A 20,072-nucleotide genomic window follows, 5' to 3' on the forward strand; every position below is an offset into this window, starting at 1 on the left:
GCGGCAGACAAAGCTGTTGCCCCTTTGTCGTTTCCAAACTATTCTAAATCAATCGTTCTAGAACGCAAAGGCGAGCAGCACCCCCGAGTTCCGCGCCATCTTGCTCTACCTCAGTGAGAAAACCGGACGCTTTATCGGCACGCCTGTTGATCTTCCCGAGCTGCTGTCGTGGCTGTTGTTCATCTGCACGGGCCAGGCCTTGCATTTCCAATACGCAGCGCCAAGATGCGAGTCTCGGATTTAACCATGCATCCATGACCCTATTCCCTGTCGCGACGTATTCAACCTATTAATTGCCCCTTGGCGTGCGTTATCCATGGCTATCAATTTCGACCTGAACGATCTCCAGGCTTTCCGCGCCGTGGTGGAAAAAGGCAGCTTTGGAAAAGCTGCCGAAGCGATTCATATTTCTCAGCCCGCCCTGAGCCGACGTATCGAAAAGCTTGAGGATGCATTGGGCGTCAAGCTGTTTGAACGCACCACTCGCCGTGTCAGTCTGACCATGGTCGGGCGTGCGTTCGCACCGCGTGCCGAACGTTTGCTCGACGACCTCGACGACGCATTACTGGGTATCAGCGATGTCGCGTCGACACGCCTGGGCCATGTCACGATCGCATGTGTGCCGTCGGCGGCCTATTACTTCATGCCGCGGGTGGTCGCTCGCTATCATCAGCTCTACCCAAAAATCAGAGTAAGGGTGCTTGATGCCAGCGCTCACGATGTACACGACGCGGTGGTCAGTGGCGAAGCCGATCTGGGCCTCAGTTTCATGGGTAATCTGGATGTCGGGCTTGAGTTTGAGTTATTGGTACAGGATACCTATGTGCTGGCCTGCCGCCGTGACCATGCACTGGCGAGTCGGGAGGCCGTGACGTGGAGCGAGTTTTTTGAGCACGACTACATTGCGGTAGATAAAACGTCAGGCAATCGCTTCCTGCTCGATCAGGCGCTGATTCACATTAAACCGGCGCGGCCGAGTGTCTGCGAAACACGGCATGTGGTGACGATGCTGGGGTTGGTCGAGGCGGGCCTGGGGATTGCTGCCGCGCCAGCGATGGCGATGCCGACCGCCGGACATCCGATTTTAATGAGTGTGCCGCTGACCGCGCCGCAGGTGATACGTAGCGTTGGCTTGATCAAGCGCCGGGGGCGCACGTTGACGCCGGCGGCGCTGGAGCTGGAGCGACTGATTGTCGAGATGAAAGCGCTGCCGCCGTCAGTCCAGGGGCCGACGGCGGTGCATTAAGACTGCGTGCCGTCAGTTATGGCTGACGGAATCGAGTCCGGTCGCACGCACCTCCGATTGGACGCCAGGTGATGCAAGGTAATCGAGCAAGGCCTTTGCTTGCTGTGGATTCTGGGCATCGACAGGGATCCCTGCGGCGAAGCGCGTGACCGACTGCAGCGACTCCGGGATCTTGCCAATGAAGATTACGCCGGAAACCGGTAGCAGTTCGCTGACCTGCTGGAAGCCCAGTTCGTAGTCGCCTGTTGCGACCACGGAGGCGACTGGGGTTTTCACAATCATCTTGGATTTTGGCTGCAATTGGCTTTCGACTCCCAGGCGCTTGAACAGTTGATCCTGGATATATACTCCGCTGGCGCTGTCGGAGTAAGCGACTGAGCGAGCCTTGAGCAAGGCCGCTTTGAGTTGGTCTTCGGACGCGATTTTCGGCGTGTCCGCCCCTGCACGTACGACGGCACCGATTCTCGAATCTGCAAGCTCGACCCGTGAGCCAGGTATCACTTTGCCTTGCTTGATCAGATCGTCGAGTGCATACCCGACCATGATCACCACGTCAGCTTTTTCACCGCGCTCAAGCCTATTGGGAATGGCTTCAGGCGCCTTGCCCATGGATGGACCCAGCGTGGTATCCAGCGTATTGCCGGTGTTTGCGGCGAATTTTGGGCTAAGTGCCTTATAAGCAGCGGTAAAGCCGCCGGACGTCATCACGTGGATTTCGGCGGCGTGCACTGCCGCCGTCATGCTCAGGCTGCCGAGCAATACCCATGCGGCAAATCTCAAACATTGTGCTTTCATAAACTGTTTCTCCACGCCGGGAAGTAAGGCTTATTACACTGCAAGGCGCAGTTGCACGGCTTTGCTGCGGTACAGAAACAGAGTCGCGGACAACGCGCAGACGGCGGCAAAACTCATCCAGTAGCCGGGTGCTGCCTTGTCACCGGTGAGGTGGATAAGTGCCGTGGAAATGGCCGGTGTGAAACCGCCGAACACCGCAGTGGCAAGGCTGTAGGCCAAGGAAAAACCAGCGACGCGAACTTCAACGGGCATAATTTCGGTCAGGGCCGCGATCATTGCCCCGTTGTACATGCCGTATAGAAAGGACAACCACAACAGCGTTTCCAGCATATGGCCGAAGCTGGGTGCCTGGGCCAGAAATGACAGGGCAGGGTAGGACGTAACAATGGCCAGCGCGGCCATGGTCACAAGCACTGGTCGCCGCCCGACGCGGTCAGACAGCGCGCCGCCGATAGGCAGCCAGATGAAGTTAGAGACCCCCACCAACAGCGTCACCATCAAGGCATCGGCGGTGCTCAGGTTGAGTACGGTCTTGCCGAAAGTCGGCGCATAGACAGTGATCAGGTAAAAAGCCGTGGTGGTCATCGCGACCATCAGCATGCCTGCGACGACGATCCCCCAGTTCTGCATCAAGGTATTGAACACTTCACGCATGGTCGGGCGGTGCGTGCGCGCAGAAAACTCTTCGGTTTCCTCAAGTTTGCTGCGCAGGACGAAGATGAACGGGACGATCAGGCAACCTATCAGGAAGGGCACGCGCCAGCCCCAATCGGCGATCATCGATGAAGGCATCCACTGGTTCAAGGCGAAGCCTAGCCCGGCAGCGACGATGATCGCGACCTGCTGGCTTGCCGACTGCCAACTGGTGAAAAAGCCCTTTTTACCGGGAGTCGCCATCTCGGCCAGGTACACCGAAACGCCCCCCAATTCTGCGCCTGCAGAGAAACCTTGAAGCAAGCGCCCGATCAGCACCAGGGCCGGAGCCAGCAGGCCGATGCTCTCGTAGCCCGGTACCAACACGATCAGAATGGTGCCGCTGGCCATGATTGATAGCGTGACGATTAGTCCCTTGCGGCGGCCGACGTCATCGATATAGGCACCTAGAATGACTGCGCCCAGCGGGCGCATGAGAAACCCTGCACCGAACACGGCGAAGGTCATCATCAACGATGCAAATTCGCTGCTCGCCGGGAAAAAGGCGGCTGCGATATAGGTGGCATAAAAACCGAAGAGGAAGAAATCGAACTGCTCGAGAAAGTTACCTGACGTTACCCGGAAAACCGCACTTGCTTTGGAACGGGCGGACGCTGTTACGCTTTGAGTTGAGCCCATCTACTTGTCTCCCGACACTTTTATGCATGCACCTGGCGTGCACGATTGTTATAGGAGCGAATAGTGTCTGAGAGGGGCTGAGTTGAGAAATGCATAGTTCGCATTCATTGATGCGTCATACGTATAAATAATCGGGATAAGCTTGGCGCTGGCAGTCCGGTCCGGCATGCCTTGAGTGGCAGGGGGTGCAGTGTCGGCACGGCCCCGCACAATCAAAAAAATCTGCTCAAACCGCTGCTTTCATCAGTGCCGCACACGCGGTTTTATAGGCCTCGTGCTGATATTTGTTTAGCGAGGTGGCCAGTGCAAAGTCATGTTTTTTATGTTGAGCGCTGACGGTTTGCGGCGAAACGAGGGACACCTCGCACTGACTCAGGAGCTGTAAAATCCCTTCGATTTTGAAGGTGGTCGGGCCGCCCGCGAATTCGCCTTTTTTGCTGCGTTTCTTGATCGCGATGTGGTCGATACCGTGATCACGAACAAACGCCTCGACGAGGGCCGCGAACGCTTTGACGTTCGCCGACTCGTCATCGTCCTCAAGGGTGATTTTTTTTGTGGTCAGAGGCAGATGTTCAAACGCGTTATTTTGACGCGTGGCGACCGCGAAAATGGCTTCGCTGCCTTTGATTTCGATACCGCAGATTTTCATGTGGCTGCCTTGCGCAAGTTAAAAGGCAGTCATTTTCTTCTCTTTTTTCATCGATGGCTAACTGATAAACACTCCGCGCGCCATGCCTGCGGCTGCCACGAGTATGACGATGATCAGACCCACTTCGATGTGGCTGATTTTGGAGTACAGCTGGGCGCGCCGGGTATCGATCGGGGTGCCATTTTTAAACGCGTTGCGCCACTTGATCAGGGCAACCATAGGCGCGATTTCAAGCAGGATGATCGCAATGAACGCCGTCATCTTCAGGTGAAACAGCGGTTGATGCAGATAGTAGAAGGTTCCCTTCTCAAGCCCGCCAAATGCACGCAACACCCCGGTTACCAGCAGCACTGCTACAGCAATACCCCAGAAGTTGTCGGCCACAAACACATCCCTAAGCTTGGAGGGGTTGGTGCGGCTCAGCCGCCGCAAAGATCTTCCACGGCTGAGTACCGCCCCCAGTGCAACGCCGTATGCCAATAGATGCAGTGTTGCCAGGAACCATTTGAAGAGCATGGTTGTGAATCTCCATTCATGACGATAAAAAAACAATCTATCCAGCAGCCGGTATTCAAGTCGTAGTGTACTGTTCGACATTTTGCCCGAACCTCACACTGTTCCGGGCTTTCATTGACGAGCAGCTCTTGCTGCGGTTTGCAGGAACATTGCATCGGAGCGCCGTCCGTTGACCCGGGCTTTCAGGAGAGGAAACAAACACGGTCGGCAAGTCCGAAAGTATCCTTGATTACTCTTTCGGCTGAATCCCTGCCTGCCTCATGGTCAGGTTTTTCTGAATCTTGTATTGCACGGCAACTTGCGGGGCCGGGTTGCTTTTCCCTGTTTCCATCCAATTGCGCAAACGAGTCGCATCGGCGAAGTGAGTGTATTTGCCGAATGCATCGAGAATCACCACCGACACCGGCCGATTGGCCATCGTGGTCAACAACACCAGGCAGTGGCCCGCTTGATTGGTGAACCCGGTCTTGGTCAGGGTGATGTTCCAGTTGGATTTTCTGATCAGGTGGTCGGTGTTGCTAAAGCCCAGGCTGTAGGTGGGCTTATGGAATGTCACGGTTTTTTCGGGGGTGGTGCTCAGTTCGCTCAGCATGGGGTATTTGCGCGAGGCGAGTACCAGTTTGGTCAGGTCGCGGGCGGTGGACACGTTGTAGATGGACAAACCGGTGGGCTCGACATAAACCGTGTGCTTCATACCCAGCGCCTTGGCCTTGGCATTCATCGCCAGGATGAACGCGTTATAGCCACCCGGATAACTGTGAGCGAGGCTCGCCGCGGCCCGGTTTTCCGAGGACATCAGGGAAATCAATAGCATGTTCTTGCGGTCTAGCTGACTGCCTAGCTTGACCCTGGAGAACACACCTTTCATTTCCTTGGTGTTGGTGATCGACACTGGAATCATTTCGTCCATGGGCAGTTTCGCGTCCAGCGTCACCATGGCCGTCATCAGCTTGGTCACCGAGGCGATAGGGACGACGATGTCCGGGTTGCTCGAATACAATACTTTGTCGGTTTGCAGGTCAACCACCATGGAGCTGCCCGAGGCCAGGTGAAGTTGTGAAGGGTCGCGATTAAGAGGGGCGGGTTCATTTGCCAACGCGCTCTGAGAGAGTGCGGCGCCTGTATATACAAATAATAGGCTCAGAATGGAATGACGAATTTTCACGAGCTGGGCTCACTAATAATGGAATATGCCGTTTAACACGGGGTCTCTACGCAAACACTTCATTTTATGAGCACGCTCCGGGCGCTGTCGATGGGTCTTGTCGGTTGAATTCAGGTTTAGAGCAGCAATGCGCTTTTATAGGTGAAAAAACCACGATTGCTAACCAAAACCAGCAATAGACATGGTGTCTGACGAGCACACCGATTAGCATCCTGTGCGGTTAATGCCACGTGTTCTCAAACGACTCAGGAGTCGCGCAATGCCCAAGAGTTTTATCAGCAAGGATTACCTCGCACTGGTAATAGTAGCGGCTGTGGTTGCAGTGCTCTTGCTTGGGGTTGGTTTTTTTCAGAAATCTGCGGATTGGGCGGGCTGGATTCAGGCGACCGGTCTTATTGTTGGCTTGATGGTCGCGATAGCGGTGCCGGGCATTCAGAAAAAGCAGGACGCTGCGAGCCAGCACAAACTAATGCGTGAGCGGGAGGTGGGGTACGCTCGCCGACTGCAATACTTGTGCGGTGAGCTCAATGAGCTGCTGGCAAAAATCAATATTAACCTGACGCATCTTCGCGCCACCGACAGGCATCGGCTGCAGCATACCCTTCAGGATTTCCTGCATCGCTTGTTCGAATCGCATAAGCGTGATCTGAATGATGACCGTGTGGTGATTGCTCACGAACTGCGGCAGGTGGCTAACGAGTTGGTCGATGAGCTTGAGAGCGGCCGTGCAGATCGAGTGGTCATGATGAATCTGGATAAGCGCCTGCAAAAACTGGCGCACCGGACTCAGGTCAATGCGGCAATGGCTGAGCGTCTCTGATCAGACTTTTTGCTGCGCATAAAAAAGCCCACATCAGAGATGCGGGCAAGGGGATGTGCGGAGCAACGCACGATGTCAGGGCAACACGATTCGCTAGAACGGGTATTTAATCAGTCAGCCCGCGTCAGGCGTTCATCTGGCACGTGTCGAACTTCTTGGACAAGGCCTGGGCCGCTGGCAGGGAGGCGAAGGGGCCGCTTATGGGCTCGCCTTCCTGTACCAGGTACCAGCAGGCAAGCAGGCCACACGCTCTGAGCTGGGCTGGAACTGCGCTACCGACTACCGACATGATCTGAACCTTGGTCATAAGTACCTCCATCAATCAATGCCGCTACTCTACGGCGCCCTGCGAGCGAGTGATAATCACTGCTCTCGATAGTGGACATTGATGATAATGGGGTTCGTTGCGGTTATTGCCGTTGCGTGTCCAGGGCTGATCAGTCGACGACCTGATCGAGCATTGCCATCACTTCATGATTGTTCAGAAGACCTTTTTCAACCAGGTTCTGTGCCAGCAAGGACAAAAACTTTGCGCTACGATGGCCTTCCAGACTCTTGAGTTCGGTCAGTGCGCGATACACTTTGTCCGATGTGCACAATCCCTCCGCATGGTGGGGATGCTGAGTCGGCATAGGGGCGTCCTTATTGTTATGAAGGCTGATGTCGTTGAGTAAGCGTTGCTGAAGAGCACCGTACTCACAACGATGACGTCAATAATGACGGACTCAAGCAAACACGCTGTCCCCCCAGCGACCTCCATCGAACTGATGTAGACGCTAAAAAAACAGCCCCGCCTTTTTGGGGGCAGGGCTATTTTTCAGAATGTTACCAGCGCCCAGGGCCGTCACCCCGGTAGCCTCGTTCATCCCTGTCATGACCATAATAGCCATGTGGACGACCGTAGTAGCCTGGCGGTGGGCCGTAATACCCAGGACGATAATAAACCGGGGCTGGAGCCACTACGACCGGCTGGTAGTACACCGGTGGCGGCGGTGCCTGATAGTAAACCGGTTGTGGTGCATAGACCGGTTGCGGTTCCACATAGACTGTCCGGGGTTGGTTGGATGACATCACGGCACCCGCCACGACGGCCCCGACCACGGCGCCTACCACTAGACCTGGACCACCCCAACCTCGCCCGTCTGCTGACGCTTGGCTTGCGATGGCTAGGGCACCTAACAACAAGGCAACCTTGGGGATGTGACGAATCATGAGTATTCCTCGGCTTTCAACCCCGTTGTCGCGAGCCTGCGTTACGCTCAGGCACTGCCACGGGATACTACTAAGACAGCGGTTTCGGAGAAATCTGCGAATCGCGTGAGTAAAGATTGTGTAAGTGTGTCCGGCGGCTATTATCGCGGACTTGGCCGCGTTGGCAAAGGCCATTCTGTGCGCCGCAGGGCGAGGTTATTCAAGCTTTGCCAAACGCTCTTCCAGCGCCGTAATCCGCGCTTCGAGTTCGTCCAGACGCTCTGTCGAGGCCGACCCGCCACCGGCGCGTTCGGGCTGATTTTGTCGGGCCGCGAGAATAGCCTCGATGTCTTCCGGGTCACCGAGTGAGTGCATATATCGATCTTCACGCTGGCCGGATTGACGCGGCAACAACGTCGCCAGCCCTCGGGCGATCAAGCGTTCCAGTTGATGGGCGACTTGCTCGATATCTTCAAAGTCGTGCATGCGGTTGCTTCGAGTGAGCAATTCATTGACCGTTTGCGGGCCTCGCAGGAACAACAAACCACTCAAGATAACTTGTGCAGGCACTAATTCCAGGGCTTTATCAGCGCGATGCTCCCAGCGATCAGCACGGCTGCCCATCACCAACCGTGTTAAGCCACGGCCTTCGAGGGCGCGCAGACTTTGGCCGACTTGGCCCTGAGTCAGGCTCATCACCGGTTCGCGGCTGGTTTTTTGATTGCAGGCAGTGACCAGCGCATTAAGGGTCAAGGGGTAGGTTTCGGGGTTGGTGGCCTTTTTTTCGATCAGGCAGCCGAGGATGCGAACTTCCACATTGTTGAGTTGCAGCTTATCGGCGGAGTCGGTAGACACGGGCTCGGTAGACATGGCGCTTTCCCTGGGCGTTTGAAGGCAACTAGCCTAGGGGCTCAGTGATATAAAAGACAAGCCGCTTTCGTGCGCCCTCCATGACTATAATCACGTCACCTTCAATTCAGGATCTGCCATGACTATTTCCTTGTACGCCGCTTCCGTCCCGGTTTTCAAACAAATGCTCACTGCTTTGAGTGACGTACTGGCCAAGGCTGAAGCCCATGCCACTTCAAAAAACATTGAACCTGACGCCTTGCTGCAAGCTCGCCTGTTCCCGGACATGTTCCAACTAATCCGTCAGGTACAAATCGCAGCTGATTTCGCCAAAGGCGTATCCGCCCGTCTGGCGGGTATAGAGCCACCGAAGTTTGACGACACCGAAAAAACCTTCGCCGACCTGCAAGCCTTGATCGCCAAGACCCTGGCCTTCATCGGTAGCATCAGCCCTGAGCTAATCAATGGCCAGGAAGGTCGCGAGATCGTCACGCGTCAGGGCACTCCTAAAGAGAAGCGCTTCGACGCTCAGACCTACCTGTTGGGTTATGGTCTGCCGCAGTTCTTCTTCCACATCACCACGACCTACGCCATCCTGCGCCACAACGGCGTTGAAGTCGGCAAGCGCGATTACATGGGCGCGTACTGATTCGTTGAGCGACCTGTTGGATTGACGCCAAGCCGTTGCACGAGATGTTTCGTGCCGCGGCTTTTTTATGCCCCGTGTCACGTGTAGATGTATTTACTGACAGATCGGTCCTTATGGCTTGATCTGCTTCGTTGTTCTGGAGTGTTCATGTTGTTGCCTATTTTGCTGTTGTCGGCTGCCGGTTTTACGGTATTGACCACAGAGTTCGTCATCGTCGGCCTGTTGCCTGCGATAGCCCGTGACCTGGATATCTCGGTGTCTCAGGCCGGTTTGTTGGTGACGTTGTTTGCTTTCACCGTGGCCGCTTTCGGGCCCTTCCTCACGGCGTATTTTTCGCGCTTTGAGCGCAAACGTCTGTTTATCACCATTTTGATCATGTTCGGTTTTTCCAACCTGTTGGCGGCATTGGCACCCAACATTGCCGTGATGGCGGTGGCGCGACTGATTCCCGCGCTCGGGCTGCCAGTGTTTTGGGCGCTGGCCAGTGAGACAGCAGTGGATATTGTGGGTCCGGAATACGCCGGGCGAGCCATTTCAAAGATTGGTTTCGGCATCGTCTGTGCGACGGTATTCGGCATTCCGGTCGGGACATTGATTTCTGATGCCTGGGGGTGGCGTAGCGCGTTCGCCATCCTGGCGGTGGTAGCGTTCGCCAAAGCATTGCTGTTGTTGATCTACCTGCCCACGACGAATAAGCACAAAGAGCCGGTTTCATTGCTCGCGCAGTTCAAGATTTTACGTAGCCCATTGATGCTCGGGCATGTGCTGTTGTCGGTGCTGGTGTTCAGTGGCATGTTCACAGCCTATACCTATCTGGCGGACATGCTGGAACGTCTGGCCGGGTTCAATGGCACGGTGGTGGGCTGGTGTCTGATGGGATTTGGCGCGGTCGGCTTGCTGGGTAACTCGTTGGGTGGGCGCATGGTTGACCACCACCCATTGATTGCCAGCCTGTTCTTCAGTGCGTTCATGATCACCGGCATGGTGGCCGTGGTGCCTAGCATGCATTCGACGCTTGGTCTTGGTCTGGCGTTAGCCGTCTGGGGCATCACGCAGGCAGCGTTGTTCCTCGTCAGCCACGTTCGGTTGATGAAGGCGGCTCCCCATGCGCCCGCTTTTGCGGCTTCGTTGAACATTGCCGGGGCGAATCTGGGGATTGGCATTGGCGCGATCATCGGTGGGCAGGTAATCGACAACTTCGGTCTGGGCAGTCTGGGGTTTGCGGCGGCGGGGATTATCCTGCTGTCGATTCTGCTGGCGCTGCTGTTGATGTCCGCCAAGCCCGTACCTGTTTGGGCTTAATCAGACTGGATGAATAATCCGCGTCGAGCGCCCTCGGTAATGGCAACAATGCCTGGGTGCTTGACCTTGCGTTCGACTGAGATCGCGTAGAAAGACTCGGTTACGGCGTTGGTCTGACCGATCATTTGCACCCCGTACTGCACCTGAACTTCATCGGCAATCACGCTCGGGGCGATGAAAATCCCACTGCCGGATTTTCCGAAAGCCTTCATCAGCGCGCTGTCGTCGAACTCGCCGATAATCCGTGGTTGCACATTTTGCTCGGCAAACCAACGCATGAGGCGGTTGCGGATTACGGTTTCCTGTCCCGGAATCAATAGTGGCGCGCCTTGCAAGCCGTGAGGGAAATTCGGCCCATAGCGCTCGGCCAGCGCCTGAGTCGCGAAAAAGCTGATCCCGCATTCGCCCAGCTTCTGGCTATAGCCTTTGATGTCCATGTGCGAAGGCATTGGACTGTCGGAGATCACAAGGTCCAAGCGCTGAATGGCCAGATCGGCCAGCAAGCGCTCAAGTTTGTCTTCGCGGCAGGTGATGCGGATTGGCTCGGCCAGCTGCATGGTCGGCGAAATCAGGCGGTACACAATCGACTTGGGCACCACATCTGCAACCCCGATGCGAAACAGGATTTGCTGCTCATTGGGCTGGGCGCGAAGCAGCGCTTCCAGTTCACCTCCAAGCTGAAACATTTGCTCGGCATAGGGCAGGGTAAGGCGACCTGCCTCTGTTAACTCCAATTGCCTACCCACCCGGCGAAACAAGTCGATACCGAAGGTTTGCTCCAGCAAACTGATCTGTCCGCTGATGGTCTGCGGCGTCAGGTTCAACTGCTCGCTAGCCCTTACGATGCTGCCGGTTTTAGCCACGACCCAGAAGTAATGCAGCTGTCGATAATTAAGCATGAGCAGCCCGATTCGTAAAAACCGAAGTATACACGGCAAAAATACGAATTTTTCTGATGTGTTTGTCTCCCTAGAATGCAGCGCTATCGCCGGGTCTACTTACGCCCCGGAAATTCATTCAATTTTTCAGGCTGAATCAGGGTTCACTCACATGGAATATCTATTACAACTGGCTGCAAGCCCTACCGCCTGGATCGCTTTGGCGACGCTGGTGGTGATGGAAATCGTGCTGGGCATCGATAACCTGATCTTCATCTCGATCCTGACCAACAAGCTGCCAGAGCATCAACGTGCCAAAGCACGGCGTCTGGGGATCGGCATGGCCTTGTTCCTGCGTCTGGGCTTGCTCAGCACCATCGCCTATATCGTGCAATTGACTGAGCCGGTGATCGAACTGTTTGGGCAGGTGTTCTCCTGGAAAGACATGATTCTGATTGCCGGTGGTCTGTTCCTGTTATGGAAAGCGACTACCGAAATTCACCACAACGTCGAAGCCAGGCATGAAGACGAGAAGGTGGCCTCTTCAGGCGTCACACTAGGCTTGGCTGCCGCCATCGGCCAGATTTTGATACTTGATATGGTGTTTTCCATCGACAGCATCATCACTGCCGTGGGCATGACCGAACACTTGCCGATCATGGTGATCGCTGTGGTGGCTGCCGTTGTGGTGATGCTGGTCGCGGCAGAGCCATTGGCGAAGTTCATCAATGACAATCCGACCGTTGTGATGCTGGCGCTGGGTTTCTTGATCATGATCGGCATGACACTGATCGCCGAGGGCTTTGGTGCGCACGTTCCGAAGGGCTATGTCTACGCGGCGATGACGTTCTCAGCGGTAATCGAAGGTCTGAATATGCTGTCGCGCAGGTCGAAGCTCAAGGCGAAGTCGAAGGCCGTGGCTGTCTGAGTGTGAGGGTTTGTTGCGGGTGAAAGTCCAAGGGTCGGTGTGGAGTTTTCCATTACCGGCCTTTTTCAACGCAAGCGGAAGGAGTTTGAAGTGGAGTGATCGTGCCTGGTCTCGATATTCGCGGGGTTTTCGTGTTCGATTTCACGGTGATGATGCCGGCGAGAAATGCGCATCACCCCCCACAGCATGGCTGCGGCGACTGCCAGCCAAGCGGCTATCAGCATTGCAATTGTTATTTCCGGGCCCATACGTGCCTCTGCTGTTTTCAGCGTCTCTGTGCATCTGACTGACAGTCTAGTACTGCGCATGTTTCCAACAATTGACTAATGGTCTGCAATGCATGATCGATTTGATCTATGTAAGGCAAAAGTCCGCACTAAATGAACTATGCCGAAGGCTTGAGCCGACCTATGATCAGGGTCCGAGCCGGGTCGCGGATTGCCCGGCGCTTGTTGAAGTGAGTGAAAATGCTGCTGGTATTACCTCGAATTCTTGCCGCTCGCTCGAAGCGGATGTACCTGGCCCTTGCCCTTCTATCGACCCTGACTGCCTGCGCTGGCAGCGTGGCCCCTGGGATCCAGCGTTTACCTGATCGGGTTGAGCTCAATTCGGTACCGTTCTTCAAAGGCAACGTTTACCAAAGCGGGCCAGGGGTATTGGCCAGCATGTTGTCGCAACAAGGGGTGATTATCACGCCTGGATTGCTGGACAAGCCCCTGCATTTGCCAGGTGGCGAAGCCAAGCTCGAGCAAAATATGCAGGCCGTGGCGCGTGGGTACGGATTTATGGTCTATCCCCTCGATGGGGAATTACAGGACCTGCTGACTCAGGTGTCGGCGGGATACCCCGTCATGCTGCGTTACACCGATGGCTCGGCCTGGTGGGCGGAGCCCCGTTACGCGGTGCTGATAGGCTACAACCGCAACAAGCAGACGGTCCTGCTGCACTCGGGCATGAACCGTCGTCAGTTGATGAGTTTCAGCAGCTTTACTTCTGCCTGGAAAGACGCAGGCAGTTGGGCTGTACTGGTGCAAGGTCCACGGCAGATCCCGGCGCAAGTCGACCAGCCGCGCTGGCTGAACGCGGCGAATGATTTGACCCAGGCTGGACAAGCGCAAGCGGCAGGCGAAGCGACCAAGGCATTAAAGGCGCGATAAATAGCACCGACTGAAATAATAAAACGGCGCCCTCGGCGCCGTTTTTATTGGAAGGCTGCTCAAAAGCCAAACTTGTCCCGCAGGGCGTAGTACCAAGCGCCCAGCGCCGTCAACGGTGTACGCAACAACTGGCCGCCAGGGAAGGGATAGTGGGGCAGGTCGGCAAAGGCATCAAAACGCTCTGCCTGCCCACGCAACGCTTCGGCCAATACCTTGCCGGCCAGGTGGGTATAGGTCACACCGTGACCGCTACAGCCTTGTGAGTAATAGATGTTGTCGCCCAGACGACCGACTTGTGGCAAACGCGACAGCGTCAGCAGGAAATTTCCGGTCCAGGCGTAATCAATTTTTACGTCCTTGAGCTGCGGAAAGGCTTTAAGCATCTTCGGCCGGATGATCGCTTCAATATTGGCCGGGTCCCGCGCGCCGTACACCACGCCGCCGCCAAAAATAAGGCGTTTGTCAGCGGACAGTCGATAGTAGTCGAGCAGGTAATTACAGTCTTCAACACAATAGTCCTGCGGCAACAGCGTCCTCGCCAGCGCCTCACCCAGCGGCTCGGTGGTGATCACCTGAGTACCGCAAGGCATCGACTTGGCCGCCAGCTCCGGCACCAGATTACCCAGGTAAGCGTTGCCGGCTACGATGACAAACCTGGCTCGGACTCGACCGTGTTCGGTATACACGACTGGATTGGCGCCGCGCTCGATTCGAATCGCCGCCGACTGCTCATGAATCACACCGCCCAGCGACTCCACCGCAGCAGCCTCACCCAACGCGAGGTTCAAGGGATGGACATGACCGCCGCTCATGTCGAGCATGCCGCCGATATACTCATCACAGGCCACCACCTCGCGAATACGGCGCTTGTCCATCAGTTCCAGCTGAGTGTGTCCGTATCGCTCCCAGAGCTTCTTCTGTGCTTCCAGGTGGCCCATCTGCTTGTTGGTGATGGCTGCAAACACGCCGCCATCCTTCAGGTCGCATTGAATCTGATACTTGGCCACCCGATCACGAATGATCGCGGCACCTTCAAATGCCATTTGCCCCAGCAGTTGCGCCTGCTTGGGCCCGACTGTGCGCTCGATCACGTCGATGTCGCGGCTATAGCTGTTGACGAGCTGTCCGCCATTACGCCCCGATGCACCAAAGCCGACTTTGGCAGCCTCAAGCACCGTCACACGAAACCCGTGCTCCAGCAAAAACAGCGCACTGGAAAGCCCGGTATAACCTGCGCCAATCACGCAGACATCGGTTTCCACCTCACCTTCCAGTCGAGGGCGCTCAGGCACCGCGTTCGCAGACGCTGCGTAATAAGACTGTGGGTAAGGAGTGTTCGCCATCCTGCAACCTCTGTTTTATATTTTTTACGGATGCCGAGATGCTACCTGAGAAAAAAAACCTCGACCAGTGAGCGGTGAGATCACAGGCAGAGGACGATCCGTAAAAAATACGCATATTCATGGAGTTAGCGCGAAAAAGGTGTTGACACGAATCCATATATCCGTAGAATGCCGACCCACAGCAGGCGCGTAGCTCAGTTGGTTAGAGCACCACCTTGACATGGTGGGGGTCGCTGGTTCGAGTCCAGTCGCGCCTACCAAACAAAATCCGCTCCTGCTGGCGGTCTAGAAGGGTCAACCGAAAGGTTGGCCCTTTTTTGTTGTTGGCGTTTGGAAAAACTTTGGAAATATTTTGGAAAAACGAACCAGCGGTATCAGTATTTCAAGTCTGCTCCGACGGTCTGGTATTCGATAGTCTTCTCGGTGTGTCCCTCCTGATAATGCCGCGTCATCTTCGCATCCGAATGCCCTAGACGTGCCTGGACGTATTCCTCAGGAAACTCTTGCTGCTCGTAAAGCCATGAGCCCAAAGCGCGAACTTCGTGGAAAGTGGGTCGCTCAGCCGGCCCAATGTGATCGTAAGCATGCGCGGCGTCTCTTGCCTTGGTGAACTCCTTGGTCAGATAGTCAGGCGTGACTGATGACCAATGCTCCTTGGCTTCCACTTGTTCGCGCCGCCGGGACTTCGTTTTGTAATGGATGAGAAATGGAGAGACGATAGGAGATCGTAGGCACTCCAGTACAACCTCCCTCAACGACTGCCCCATTACAATTTCAAGGTGTATCGGGTTTTCGTAACCTTGGGTTTTACCGGGGGATATACGTGGCTCACGCGGGTGCGCTGCTTGTACGCAAGCTCGCTTGGCTCGTCTTTGTCGATCCAGACACCAGCGAATATCGATGGGGCAATTTCTACCAGGCGCTTGCTGAGCTTCTTCTCGATGCGGGCCTTCATCACTGCAATCCCGAGTAGATGCGCCATGCCATTCAGGCGAGGGCGATCACGGTGTCACTACCCAAGCAGCACGTCCTCGGCATCATTGAAGCTTTGGATCGCCTTAGCCTTAGCCTCAACGCCAGCCTCGCTCAATGGAGAATCCTTCGACTCTCTCCAATCCTGATTCGATCAAGCGCCCGGTTTAATGCGTCCAAGGCGTCGAGGAGAGCTTTCGCCTCAGCCTCTCGACCATCTCCCCAAAGGCGTTCCGCCATTTTGTTCAGGGCCTGGATAGAGCGCTCAATTTCAGCAGCAGTCGCTGCAACTTTACTTTCCGGTTGTTTCTTCGGCATTCAGTAACCCTTCTGCAGGGTATTGCTTTGTCTTTCAATTTTTAGTGCGAATACGTCGCCCACCAAAATGCTTGGGCTAGGATCGCGAGCTATTCAGCCTTCCCCCGCACAATCCTTCCCGCCTTCACCTCATCCGCAAGCGCCGCCAGCCGATCTGCTTCCTCATATAGCTTCGCAATTAGCTTTAGCGCAGCGACAACATAGGCATCCCCGCAGCTCTTGGTAATTTCGAGTACTTCAGACGCTGCCTGCTCCAGGCTCAGCGCTGCGTCTTTGAGTTCGCGATTCAGCTCTTGCGTTGGTCTGTTGAGTCCCATTTCGACCTCCTACAAATCCCCAGCGCGCCAACTACTCAGCCTTGCCCTGATCCTCGCTGCCCTTTTCGGCGGCATCAGCAAGAGCCCTCAGTTGGGAGGAGGTGTAAAGAAGTTGGTTTATCAGGTCTGTTGATTCTGTATCAATTAACCCTTCAGCTTTCCTTAGCTCGCTCAAGCCTTTTGCAGAAAACTCGAACTCTTCCGCGAGCCTAGAAAGCTCGGAAATCATGTGTGCTCTGGCAATCTCGGTGCTCACAACCACGCTCCTGATTTTACAAATCGCCACACCGCTCGCGCTTATTTGAACAGGGCGCGCTGCCATTGGTGTTCGCCGATGATAGCTATAGGGGAGCCGGCTTGGCGTAGCTCTGCAGCTTTCATGATTTTCACCCCATAATTACTGTGACGCCACTGCTCATTCCCGATACTTCCGACAACCAGAGAGTGGATTTTCTTGCTAACGCCACCTCCAATAATTCCGCCGCGCTCCTCTACCAGTGTCTGACAGTCTTTTCGTGGACCGTAGGCGCGGCGTTCTGTAGTGGTCAACTAATCCCGGACACGACGTTAAGTTTTTCCTCGGCCTGAGCTGGCGCCAGCCCACCGTTGAACTGATGCGGCCGAATCCAGTTGTACCGATGTATCAAAAAATGGCTGATATCGCGCTGTGCTTCCTGCGCAGTTCTATAGCCTAAGGTCGGTATCCATTCAGTTTTCAAACTCCGGAACACCCGCTCCATCGGCGCATTGTCCCAGCAATTTCCCCGGCGACTCATGCTCTGACGTATGCGGTATCGCCACAACCGCTGGCGAAATAAGCGGCTTGCATATTGCGACCCTTGGTCGGTGTGGAACAGCAGATCCGAAGGCCTGCCACGCTGCTCGTAGGCCATATCCAGGGCCCGGATCACGAGTTCGGCGTCCGGCTTTTCCGACAGTGCCCAGCCCACTATCCGGCGCGTGCAGAGATCCAGAACGACAGCCAAGTAGTGCCACTTTCCTTGTGCCCAAATATAGGTGATGTCACCGCACCAGACCTGATTAGGAGCTGGCACATCAAACTCACGGTTCAAGGTATTCGGGATATCGAGTCTTTCTACTGTCGCTCGTTTATAGGCATGTGAGCCGGGTTGTTTACTGACTAAATCAAGCTCGCGCATCAAACTGCGCACTTTGAATCGACCGAGTTGCTCACCATCTTCACGCATCAGTGACAGGATGCTGCGACTGCCCGCAGCGCTGCGACTTTGCGAGAACAGCTCACTGACCCGGCTACGCAACCGAAGCCGTTCAACATCGGGAGTGCGGCGCCGCAGGCGCTGGGCGTAGTAGCACGAGCGGGTGACTTCAAACACCTTACACAGCCAATCAACCGGCTCATGGGCACTCAACTGATCAATCAGCGCAAACGCTCGTGATCTTCCGACATCAAGAGCGCGGTAGCCTTTTTTAGTATGGATTTTTCTCGCTCAAGCCGAGCGATCCGGGCTTCCAGTTCCTGAATTTTCTGCTGCTCTGGGGTCAGCGCCTTGCTCTGCGGAGTGACGCCTTGGTGCTCTTTCTGAACCTGGTCAACCCAGCGGCGCAGCGCTGACTCACCAATGCCGAGTGAGCGGCTGGCTTCGATGTAGCTGTAGTTTTGCTTGAGCACGAGGTCAGCAGCCTCGCGTTTGAATTCAGCAGTAAAGGAGCGGCGTTGTTTGGTCATCTGACACCTCGATCTGGCGAGCATTCTCGCCTAAATGGGTGTCCGGTTTCATTAGACCACTACATTCAGGGAACGACCTAGATACCCATGCAGCATCTCACTACGAACCCTATACCGTTATAGGTGCTCCATTTCTTGGCTGCTCAACTGATCTGATATGTGCAGTTATTATTGCATTCAAATGGATATTTATTTTCTCTTGGTTTAATCCGAATGGATATTGATCAGTGATGTCATTGCGCCATTATAATGGCGCCATTGTTATATCCAAGGGAATGGCGTTGATGAATCTGGGCATGCGATTAAAACTCGAGCGTGAAGCGTGTAGCCTGACCCAGAGCGCCGTTGCTGCCATTGGTGGCATACAACCCAATGCGCAATTACTCTATGAAAGCGGAATGAGGTGTCCGAGGGCTGACTACCTGAGCCGATTGTCTACTACGGCTATCGATGTGCTGTTCGTCGTGACGGGCAAACGAACGCCGTATGCTGTTGCTGAACTTTCTGCTGATGAATATGCACTTATTAAGTTTTTACGGACTGCGGACTTTTCCGATAAACACGCCGTAGAACATATTATAAATAGATTAGCCGTGACCTTGCGAAATAAGAGTCATGACTAATTTTAAGTTTCACATGTTCCTGGTGTTATTGGCTGGGTCGTTCCTGGCTGTGCTGTGGGCTATGGCCAATTTCCTTTAGAAACCCTCAGAACTGACTTCAAGGTCAGCGATGGGGCTCATTGATGGCTTTATGCGTTGGTGACACGGATTCAGAGGCCCCGTACAGCATATCGGGCGTGGGCATCATGTTACCGGCGCTTTGGAGCTGGGTCATGCGCTTACAATAACCTTTTCCGAGTGCCTATAAAAAATAGGGGTTGTGTTCGGTCGGTAGGACGCCGGTGAGGGGCTACTACTGTATGAAAATACAACGCTAAGCTATTGATTCTTATAGCGTGTATTTGGGCTTTTTGGCCAGTTGATACAATGGATATTTTATTTTATATTCAATGGGTTAGGTGTGGCTAGAAGTCACCTTGACATGGTGGGGTCGCTGGTTCGAGTCCAGTCGTACCTACCAAACAAAATCCGCTCCTGCTGGCGGTCTAGAAGGGTCAACCGAAAGGTTGGCCCTTTTTTGTTGTTTGCGATTTGCAAAACTGTTGCAAAGCCCCGCCTCAAAATGCCAATCCGCGCCCACATAATCAATCACCTTGTCGGTATGGTCTTCCTGAACTCCTTCGTCAGGTAGTTCGGTGTAACGGACGTCCAATGAGGGGAGGCAGTAGGGGGCGCGCACTCGCTCACTGTCCACTTCCTGCAAGTCTAGGCCCATCTTTATGCGCAGGTGTGCCGGATTTCCGTACCCCTCTGCATCTTCCCAGTCGGCACCGAAGCCGCCGCACAGTTGCCGTGACAAATGTCGATCGTTGGGTGCTGGTTTGCTGGCATGAGTGATCCTCGGTGGTCGGTACCTGCAGCGTAAATTTTAAGGGAATGTCCCGCCGTGTTGGTAAGTGGTGTGTGGATAAGAGGAAGGAGCGGTAAGTGGTTATGACCGATTGTCACTTTAAGCATTGAACGATGCGTTGCTATTTGTATGGTATGCAAAAGGGTGGTTGAATGCTGCTTTTGGCACCCAAACGAATTGTTTTGTTCGGGGGGGTTGTAAGGTGGTTCTGTAAGCCACTAAGGGAGCTGATATGACAATCCGATCAGAAAGCGTTTACGCGCAAACGCTTGTGGCAATATTCGGTGCGGCGTTTGAGCTCGGATTTGACCCATATGCCTTGGCTCTGCAAGCCAAACTCGATGTGGACACTTACGACAAGTGGGAGCCTTTAAGGCGCACTGAGAGCGTTCAGCAGGTTATCGACGAGTCCTTATTGGCGGCCAAGCTCCTTCGCAGTAGTTGAAGCAATGAAGGCCCATCCT

The 20,072-nt window shown here is 54.8% G+C and carries 26 protein-coding genes, 2 tRNA genes and 1 pseudogene; 9 read left to right on the plus strand and 20 right to left on the minus strand.

All coding sequences use genetic code 11. The features are described from left to right. The first annotated feature begins 316 nt into the window (after positions 1-316). Positions 317-1,246: a LysR family transcriptional regulator gene (locus tag RHM55_RS23995; RefSeq protein WP_322178638.1), complete on the plus strand. Its 930-nt coding sequence runs from the start codon at positions 317-319 to the stop codon at positions 1,244-1,246. Positions 1,247-1,258: 12 nt separating this feature from the next. On the opposite strand, the gene RHM55_RS24000 is transcribed toward RHM55_RS23995, so the two are convergent. From RHM55_RS24000 to pbpG, 5 genes are all read right to left on the minus strand, one after another. Then, entirely contained in the window at positions 1,259-1,987 is a 729-nt protein-coding gene (locus RHM55_RS24000; protein ID WP_407074592.1) for a substrate-binding domain-containing protein, read from the minus strand. Positions 1,988-2,074: 87 nt separating this feature from the next. Continuing rightward, on the minus strand, positions 2,075-3,373 hold the full coding sequence (locus tag RHM55_RS24005; protein WP_322178640.1) for an MFS transporter: 1,299 nt from the start codon (positions 3,371-3,373) through the stop codon (positions 2,075-2,077). 226 nt (positions 3,374-3,599) lie between these two features. Beyond that, complete coding sequence (locus tag RHM55_RS24010; protein WP_322178641.1) at positions 3,600-4,022, minus strand: DUF3010 family protein; 423 nt, start codon at positions 4,020-4,022, stop codon at positions 3,600-3,602. A gap of 57 nt (positions 4,023-4,079) precedes the next feature. After that, the gene (locus tag RHM55_RS24015; protein WP_322183095.1) at positions 4,080-4,538 is read right to left on the minus strand and encodes a DUF2214 family protein; all 459 of its coding nucleotides are present in this window, start codon (positions 4,536-4,538) and stop codon (positions 4,080-4,082) included. 229 nt (positions 4,539-4,767) lie between these two features. Beyond that, entirely contained in the window at positions 4,768-5,703 is a 936-nt protein-coding gene (pbpG, locus tag RHM55_RS24020) for a D-alanyl-D-alanine endopeptidase (protein ID WP_322178642.1), read from the minus strand. A gap of 259 nt (positions 5,704-5,962) precedes the next feature. On the opposite strand from pbpG, the gene RHM55_RS24025 reads away from it, so the two are divergent. Then, positions 5,963-6,523: a hypothetical protein gene (locus RHM55_RS24025; protein WP_322178643.1), complete on the plus strand. Its 561-nt coding sequence runs from the start codon at positions 5,963-5,965 to the stop codon at positions 6,521-6,523. 124 nt (positions 6,524-6,647) lie between these two features. On the opposite strand, the gene RHM55_RS24030 is transcribed toward RHM55_RS24025, so the two are convergent. The 4 genes from RHM55_RS24030 to RHM55_RS24045 all read right to left on the minus strand — a co-directional run bounded on the left by RHM55_RS24030 (position 6,648) and on the right by RHM55_RS24045 (position 8,584). After that, positions 6,648-6,830 (minus strand): hypothetical protein, encoded by a 183-nt coding sequence (locus RHM55_RS24030; RefSeq protein ID WP_322178644.1) that lies wholly within the window; start codon positions 6,828-6,830, stop codon positions 6,648-6,650. 130 nt (positions 6,831-6,960) lie between these two features. Continuing rightward, positions 6,961-7,155: a hypothetical protein gene (locus tag RHM55_RS24035; protein ID WP_322178645.1), complete on the minus strand. Its 195-nt coding sequence runs from the start codon at positions 7,153-7,155 to the stop codon at positions 6,961-6,963. Between the two features lie 193 nt (positions 7,156-7,348). Further along, positions 7,349-7,735, minus strand: a complete 387-nt coding sequence (locus RHM55_RS24040) for a hypothetical protein (RefSeq protein ID WP_322178646.1) — start codon at positions 7,733-7,735, stop codon at positions 7,349-7,351. A gap of 195 nt (positions 7,736-7,930) precedes the next feature. Further along, entirely contained in the window at positions 7,931-8,584 is a 654-nt protein-coding gene (locus RHM55_RS24045; protein ID WP_322178647.1) for a YceH family protein, read from the minus strand. A 118-nt stretch (positions 8,585-8,702) separates the two neighbouring features. On the opposite strand from RHM55_RS24045, the gene RHM55_RS24050 reads away from it, so the two are divergent. Further along, positions 8,703-9,212: a DUF1993 domain-containing protein gene (locus RHM55_RS24050; protein ID WP_322178648.1), complete on the plus strand. Its 510-nt coding sequence runs from the start codon at positions 8,703-8,705 to the stop codon at positions 9,210-9,212. Between the two features lie 147 nt (positions 9,213-9,359). Further along, positions 9,360-10,514, plus strand: coding sequence for an MFS transporter (locus tag RHM55_RS24055; protein WP_322178649.1), 1,155 nt, complete (start codon positions 9,360-9,362; stop codon positions 10,512-10,514). Here the strand turns inward: RHM55_RS24055 and nhaR are convergent. After that, a complete protein-coding gene (nhaR, locus tag RHM55_RS24060) occupies positions 10,511-11,413 on the minus strand; it encodes a transcriptional activator NhaR (protein WP_322178650.1) in 903 nt (300 codons plus the stop codon). The two genes, RHM55_RS24055 and nhaR, sit on opposite strands and share 4 nt — an antisense overlap. Positions 11,414-11,564: 151 nt before the next feature. Here nhaR and RHM55_RS24065 point away from each other — a divergent pair, with 151 nt between their 5' ends. Next, positions 11,565-12,320, plus strand: a complete 756-nt coding sequence (locus RHM55_RS24065) for a TerC family protein (RefSeq protein WP_322178651.1) — start codon at positions 11,565-11,567, stop codon at positions 12,318-12,320. A 65-nt stretch (positions 12,321-12,385) separates the two neighbouring features. Here the strand turns inward: RHM55_RS24065 and RHM55_RS24070 are convergent, their stop codons facing one another. Then, entirely contained in the window at positions 12,386-12,568 is a 183-nt protein-coding gene (locus RHM55_RS24070) for a hypothetical protein (protein ID WP_322178652.1), read from the minus strand. A 219-nt stretch (positions 12,569-12,787) separates the two neighbouring features. Between RHM55_RS24070 and RHM55_RS24075 the strand changes: the two genes are divergently transcribed. After that, entirely contained in the window at positions 12,788-13,477 is a 690-nt protein-coding gene (locus RHM55_RS24075) for a PA2778 family cysteine peptidase (RefSeq protein WP_322178653.1), read from the plus strand. Positions 13,478-13,536: 59 nt separating this feature from the next. Here the strand turns inward: RHM55_RS24075 and RHM55_RS24080 are convergent, their stop codons facing one another. Next, positions 13,537-14,820: an FAD-binding oxidoreductase gene (locus tag RHM55_RS24080; protein WP_322178654.1), complete on the minus strand. Its 1,284-nt coding sequence runs from the start codon at positions 14,818-14,820 to the stop codon at positions 13,537-13,539. Between the two features lie 183 nt (positions 14,821-15,003). Here RHM55_RS24080 and RHM55_RS24085 point away from each other — a divergent pair. Next, a tRNA-Val gene (locus RHM55_RS24085) sits at positions 15,004-15,080 on the plus strand. A 114-nt stretch (positions 15,081-15,194) separates the two neighbouring features. On the opposite strand, the gene RHM55_RS24090 is transcribed toward RHM55_RS24085, so the two are convergent. The 7 genes and pseudogenes from RHM55_RS24090 to RHM55_RS24120 all read right to left on the minus strand — a co-directional run bounded on the left by RHM55_RS24090 (position 15,195) and on the right by RHM55_RS24120 (position 18,135). After that, the gene (locus RHM55_RS24090; protein WP_322178655.1) at positions 15,195-15,485 is read right to left on the minus strand and encodes a tyrosine-type recombinase/integrase; all 291 of its coding nucleotides are present in this window, start codon (positions 15,483-15,485) and stop codon (positions 15,195-15,197) included. Between the two features lie 101 nt (positions 15,486-15,586). Then, positions 15,587-15,775, minus strand: coding sequence for a hypothetical protein (locus RHM55_RS24095; RefSeq protein ID WP_322178656.1), 189 nt, complete (start codon positions 15,773-15,775; stop codon positions 15,587-15,589). Between the two features lie 131 nt (positions 15,776-15,906). Then, positions 15,907-16,110: a hypothetical protein gene (locus RHM55_RS24100; protein ID WP_219062023.1), complete on the minus strand. Its 204-nt coding sequence runs from the start codon at positions 16,108-16,110 to the stop codon at positions 15,907-15,909. 89 nt (positions 16,111-16,199) lie between these two features. After that, positions 16,200-16,427: a hypothetical protein gene (locus tag RHM55_RS24105; protein ID WP_322178657.1), complete on the minus strand. Its 228-nt coding sequence runs from the start codon at positions 16,425-16,427 to the stop codon at positions 16,200-16,202. A gap of 31 nt (positions 16,428-16,458) precedes the next feature. Then, the gene (locus RHM55_RS24110; RefSeq protein WP_322178658.1) at positions 16,459-16,683 is read right to left on the minus strand and encodes a hypothetical protein; all 225 of its coding nucleotides are present in this window, start codon (positions 16,681-16,683) and stop codon (positions 16,459-16,461) included. Between the two features lie 41 nt (positions 16,684-16,724). After that, positions 16,725-16,955 (minus strand): annotated as a pseudogene (locus tag RHM55_RS24115) (NAD-dependent DNA ligase); the annotation flags it as partial. A 17-nt stretch (positions 16,956-16,972) separates the two neighbouring features. Continuing rightward, positions 16,973-18,135 (minus strand): IS3 family transposase gene (locus RHM55_RS24120; RefSeq protein WP_322178474.1). Its coding sequence is split into 2 segments (ribosomal slippage): positions 16,973-17,880 and positions 17,880-18,135, totalling 1,164 coding nucleotides; the frame shifts between segments, so codons are not numbered across the junction. A 230-nt stretch (positions 18,136-18,365) separates the two neighbouring features. Here RHM55_RS24120 and RHM55_RS24125 point away from each other — a divergent pair. Next, positions 18,366-18,758, plus strand: a complete 393-nt coding sequence (locus RHM55_RS24125) for a helix-turn-helix transcriptional regulator (RefSeq protein WP_322178659.1) — start codon at positions 18,366-18,368, stop codon at positions 18,756-18,758. A 391-nt stretch (positions 18,759-19,149) separates the two neighbouring features. Further along, a tRNA-Ser gene (locus RHM55_RS24130) sits at positions 19,150-19,218 on the plus strand. Here the strand turns inward: RHM55_RS24130 and RHM55_RS24135 are convergent. Next, the gene (locus RHM55_RS24135; RefSeq protein ID WP_322178660.1) at positions 19,213-19,557 is read right to left on the minus strand and encodes a hypothetical protein; all 345 of its coding nucleotides are present in this window, start codon (positions 19,555-19,557) and stop codon (positions 19,213-19,215) included. The two genes, RHM55_RS24130 and RHM55_RS24135, sit on opposite strands and share 6 nt — an antisense overlap. Positions 19,558-20,072: the final 515 nt, after the last annotated feature.

Origin of the sequence: Pseudomonas sp. MH9.2, assembly GCF_034353875.1 — a bacterium.
Classification (GTDB): domain Bacteria; phylum Pseudomonadota; class Gammaproteobacteria; order Pseudomonadales; family Pseudomonadaceae; genus Aquipseudomonas.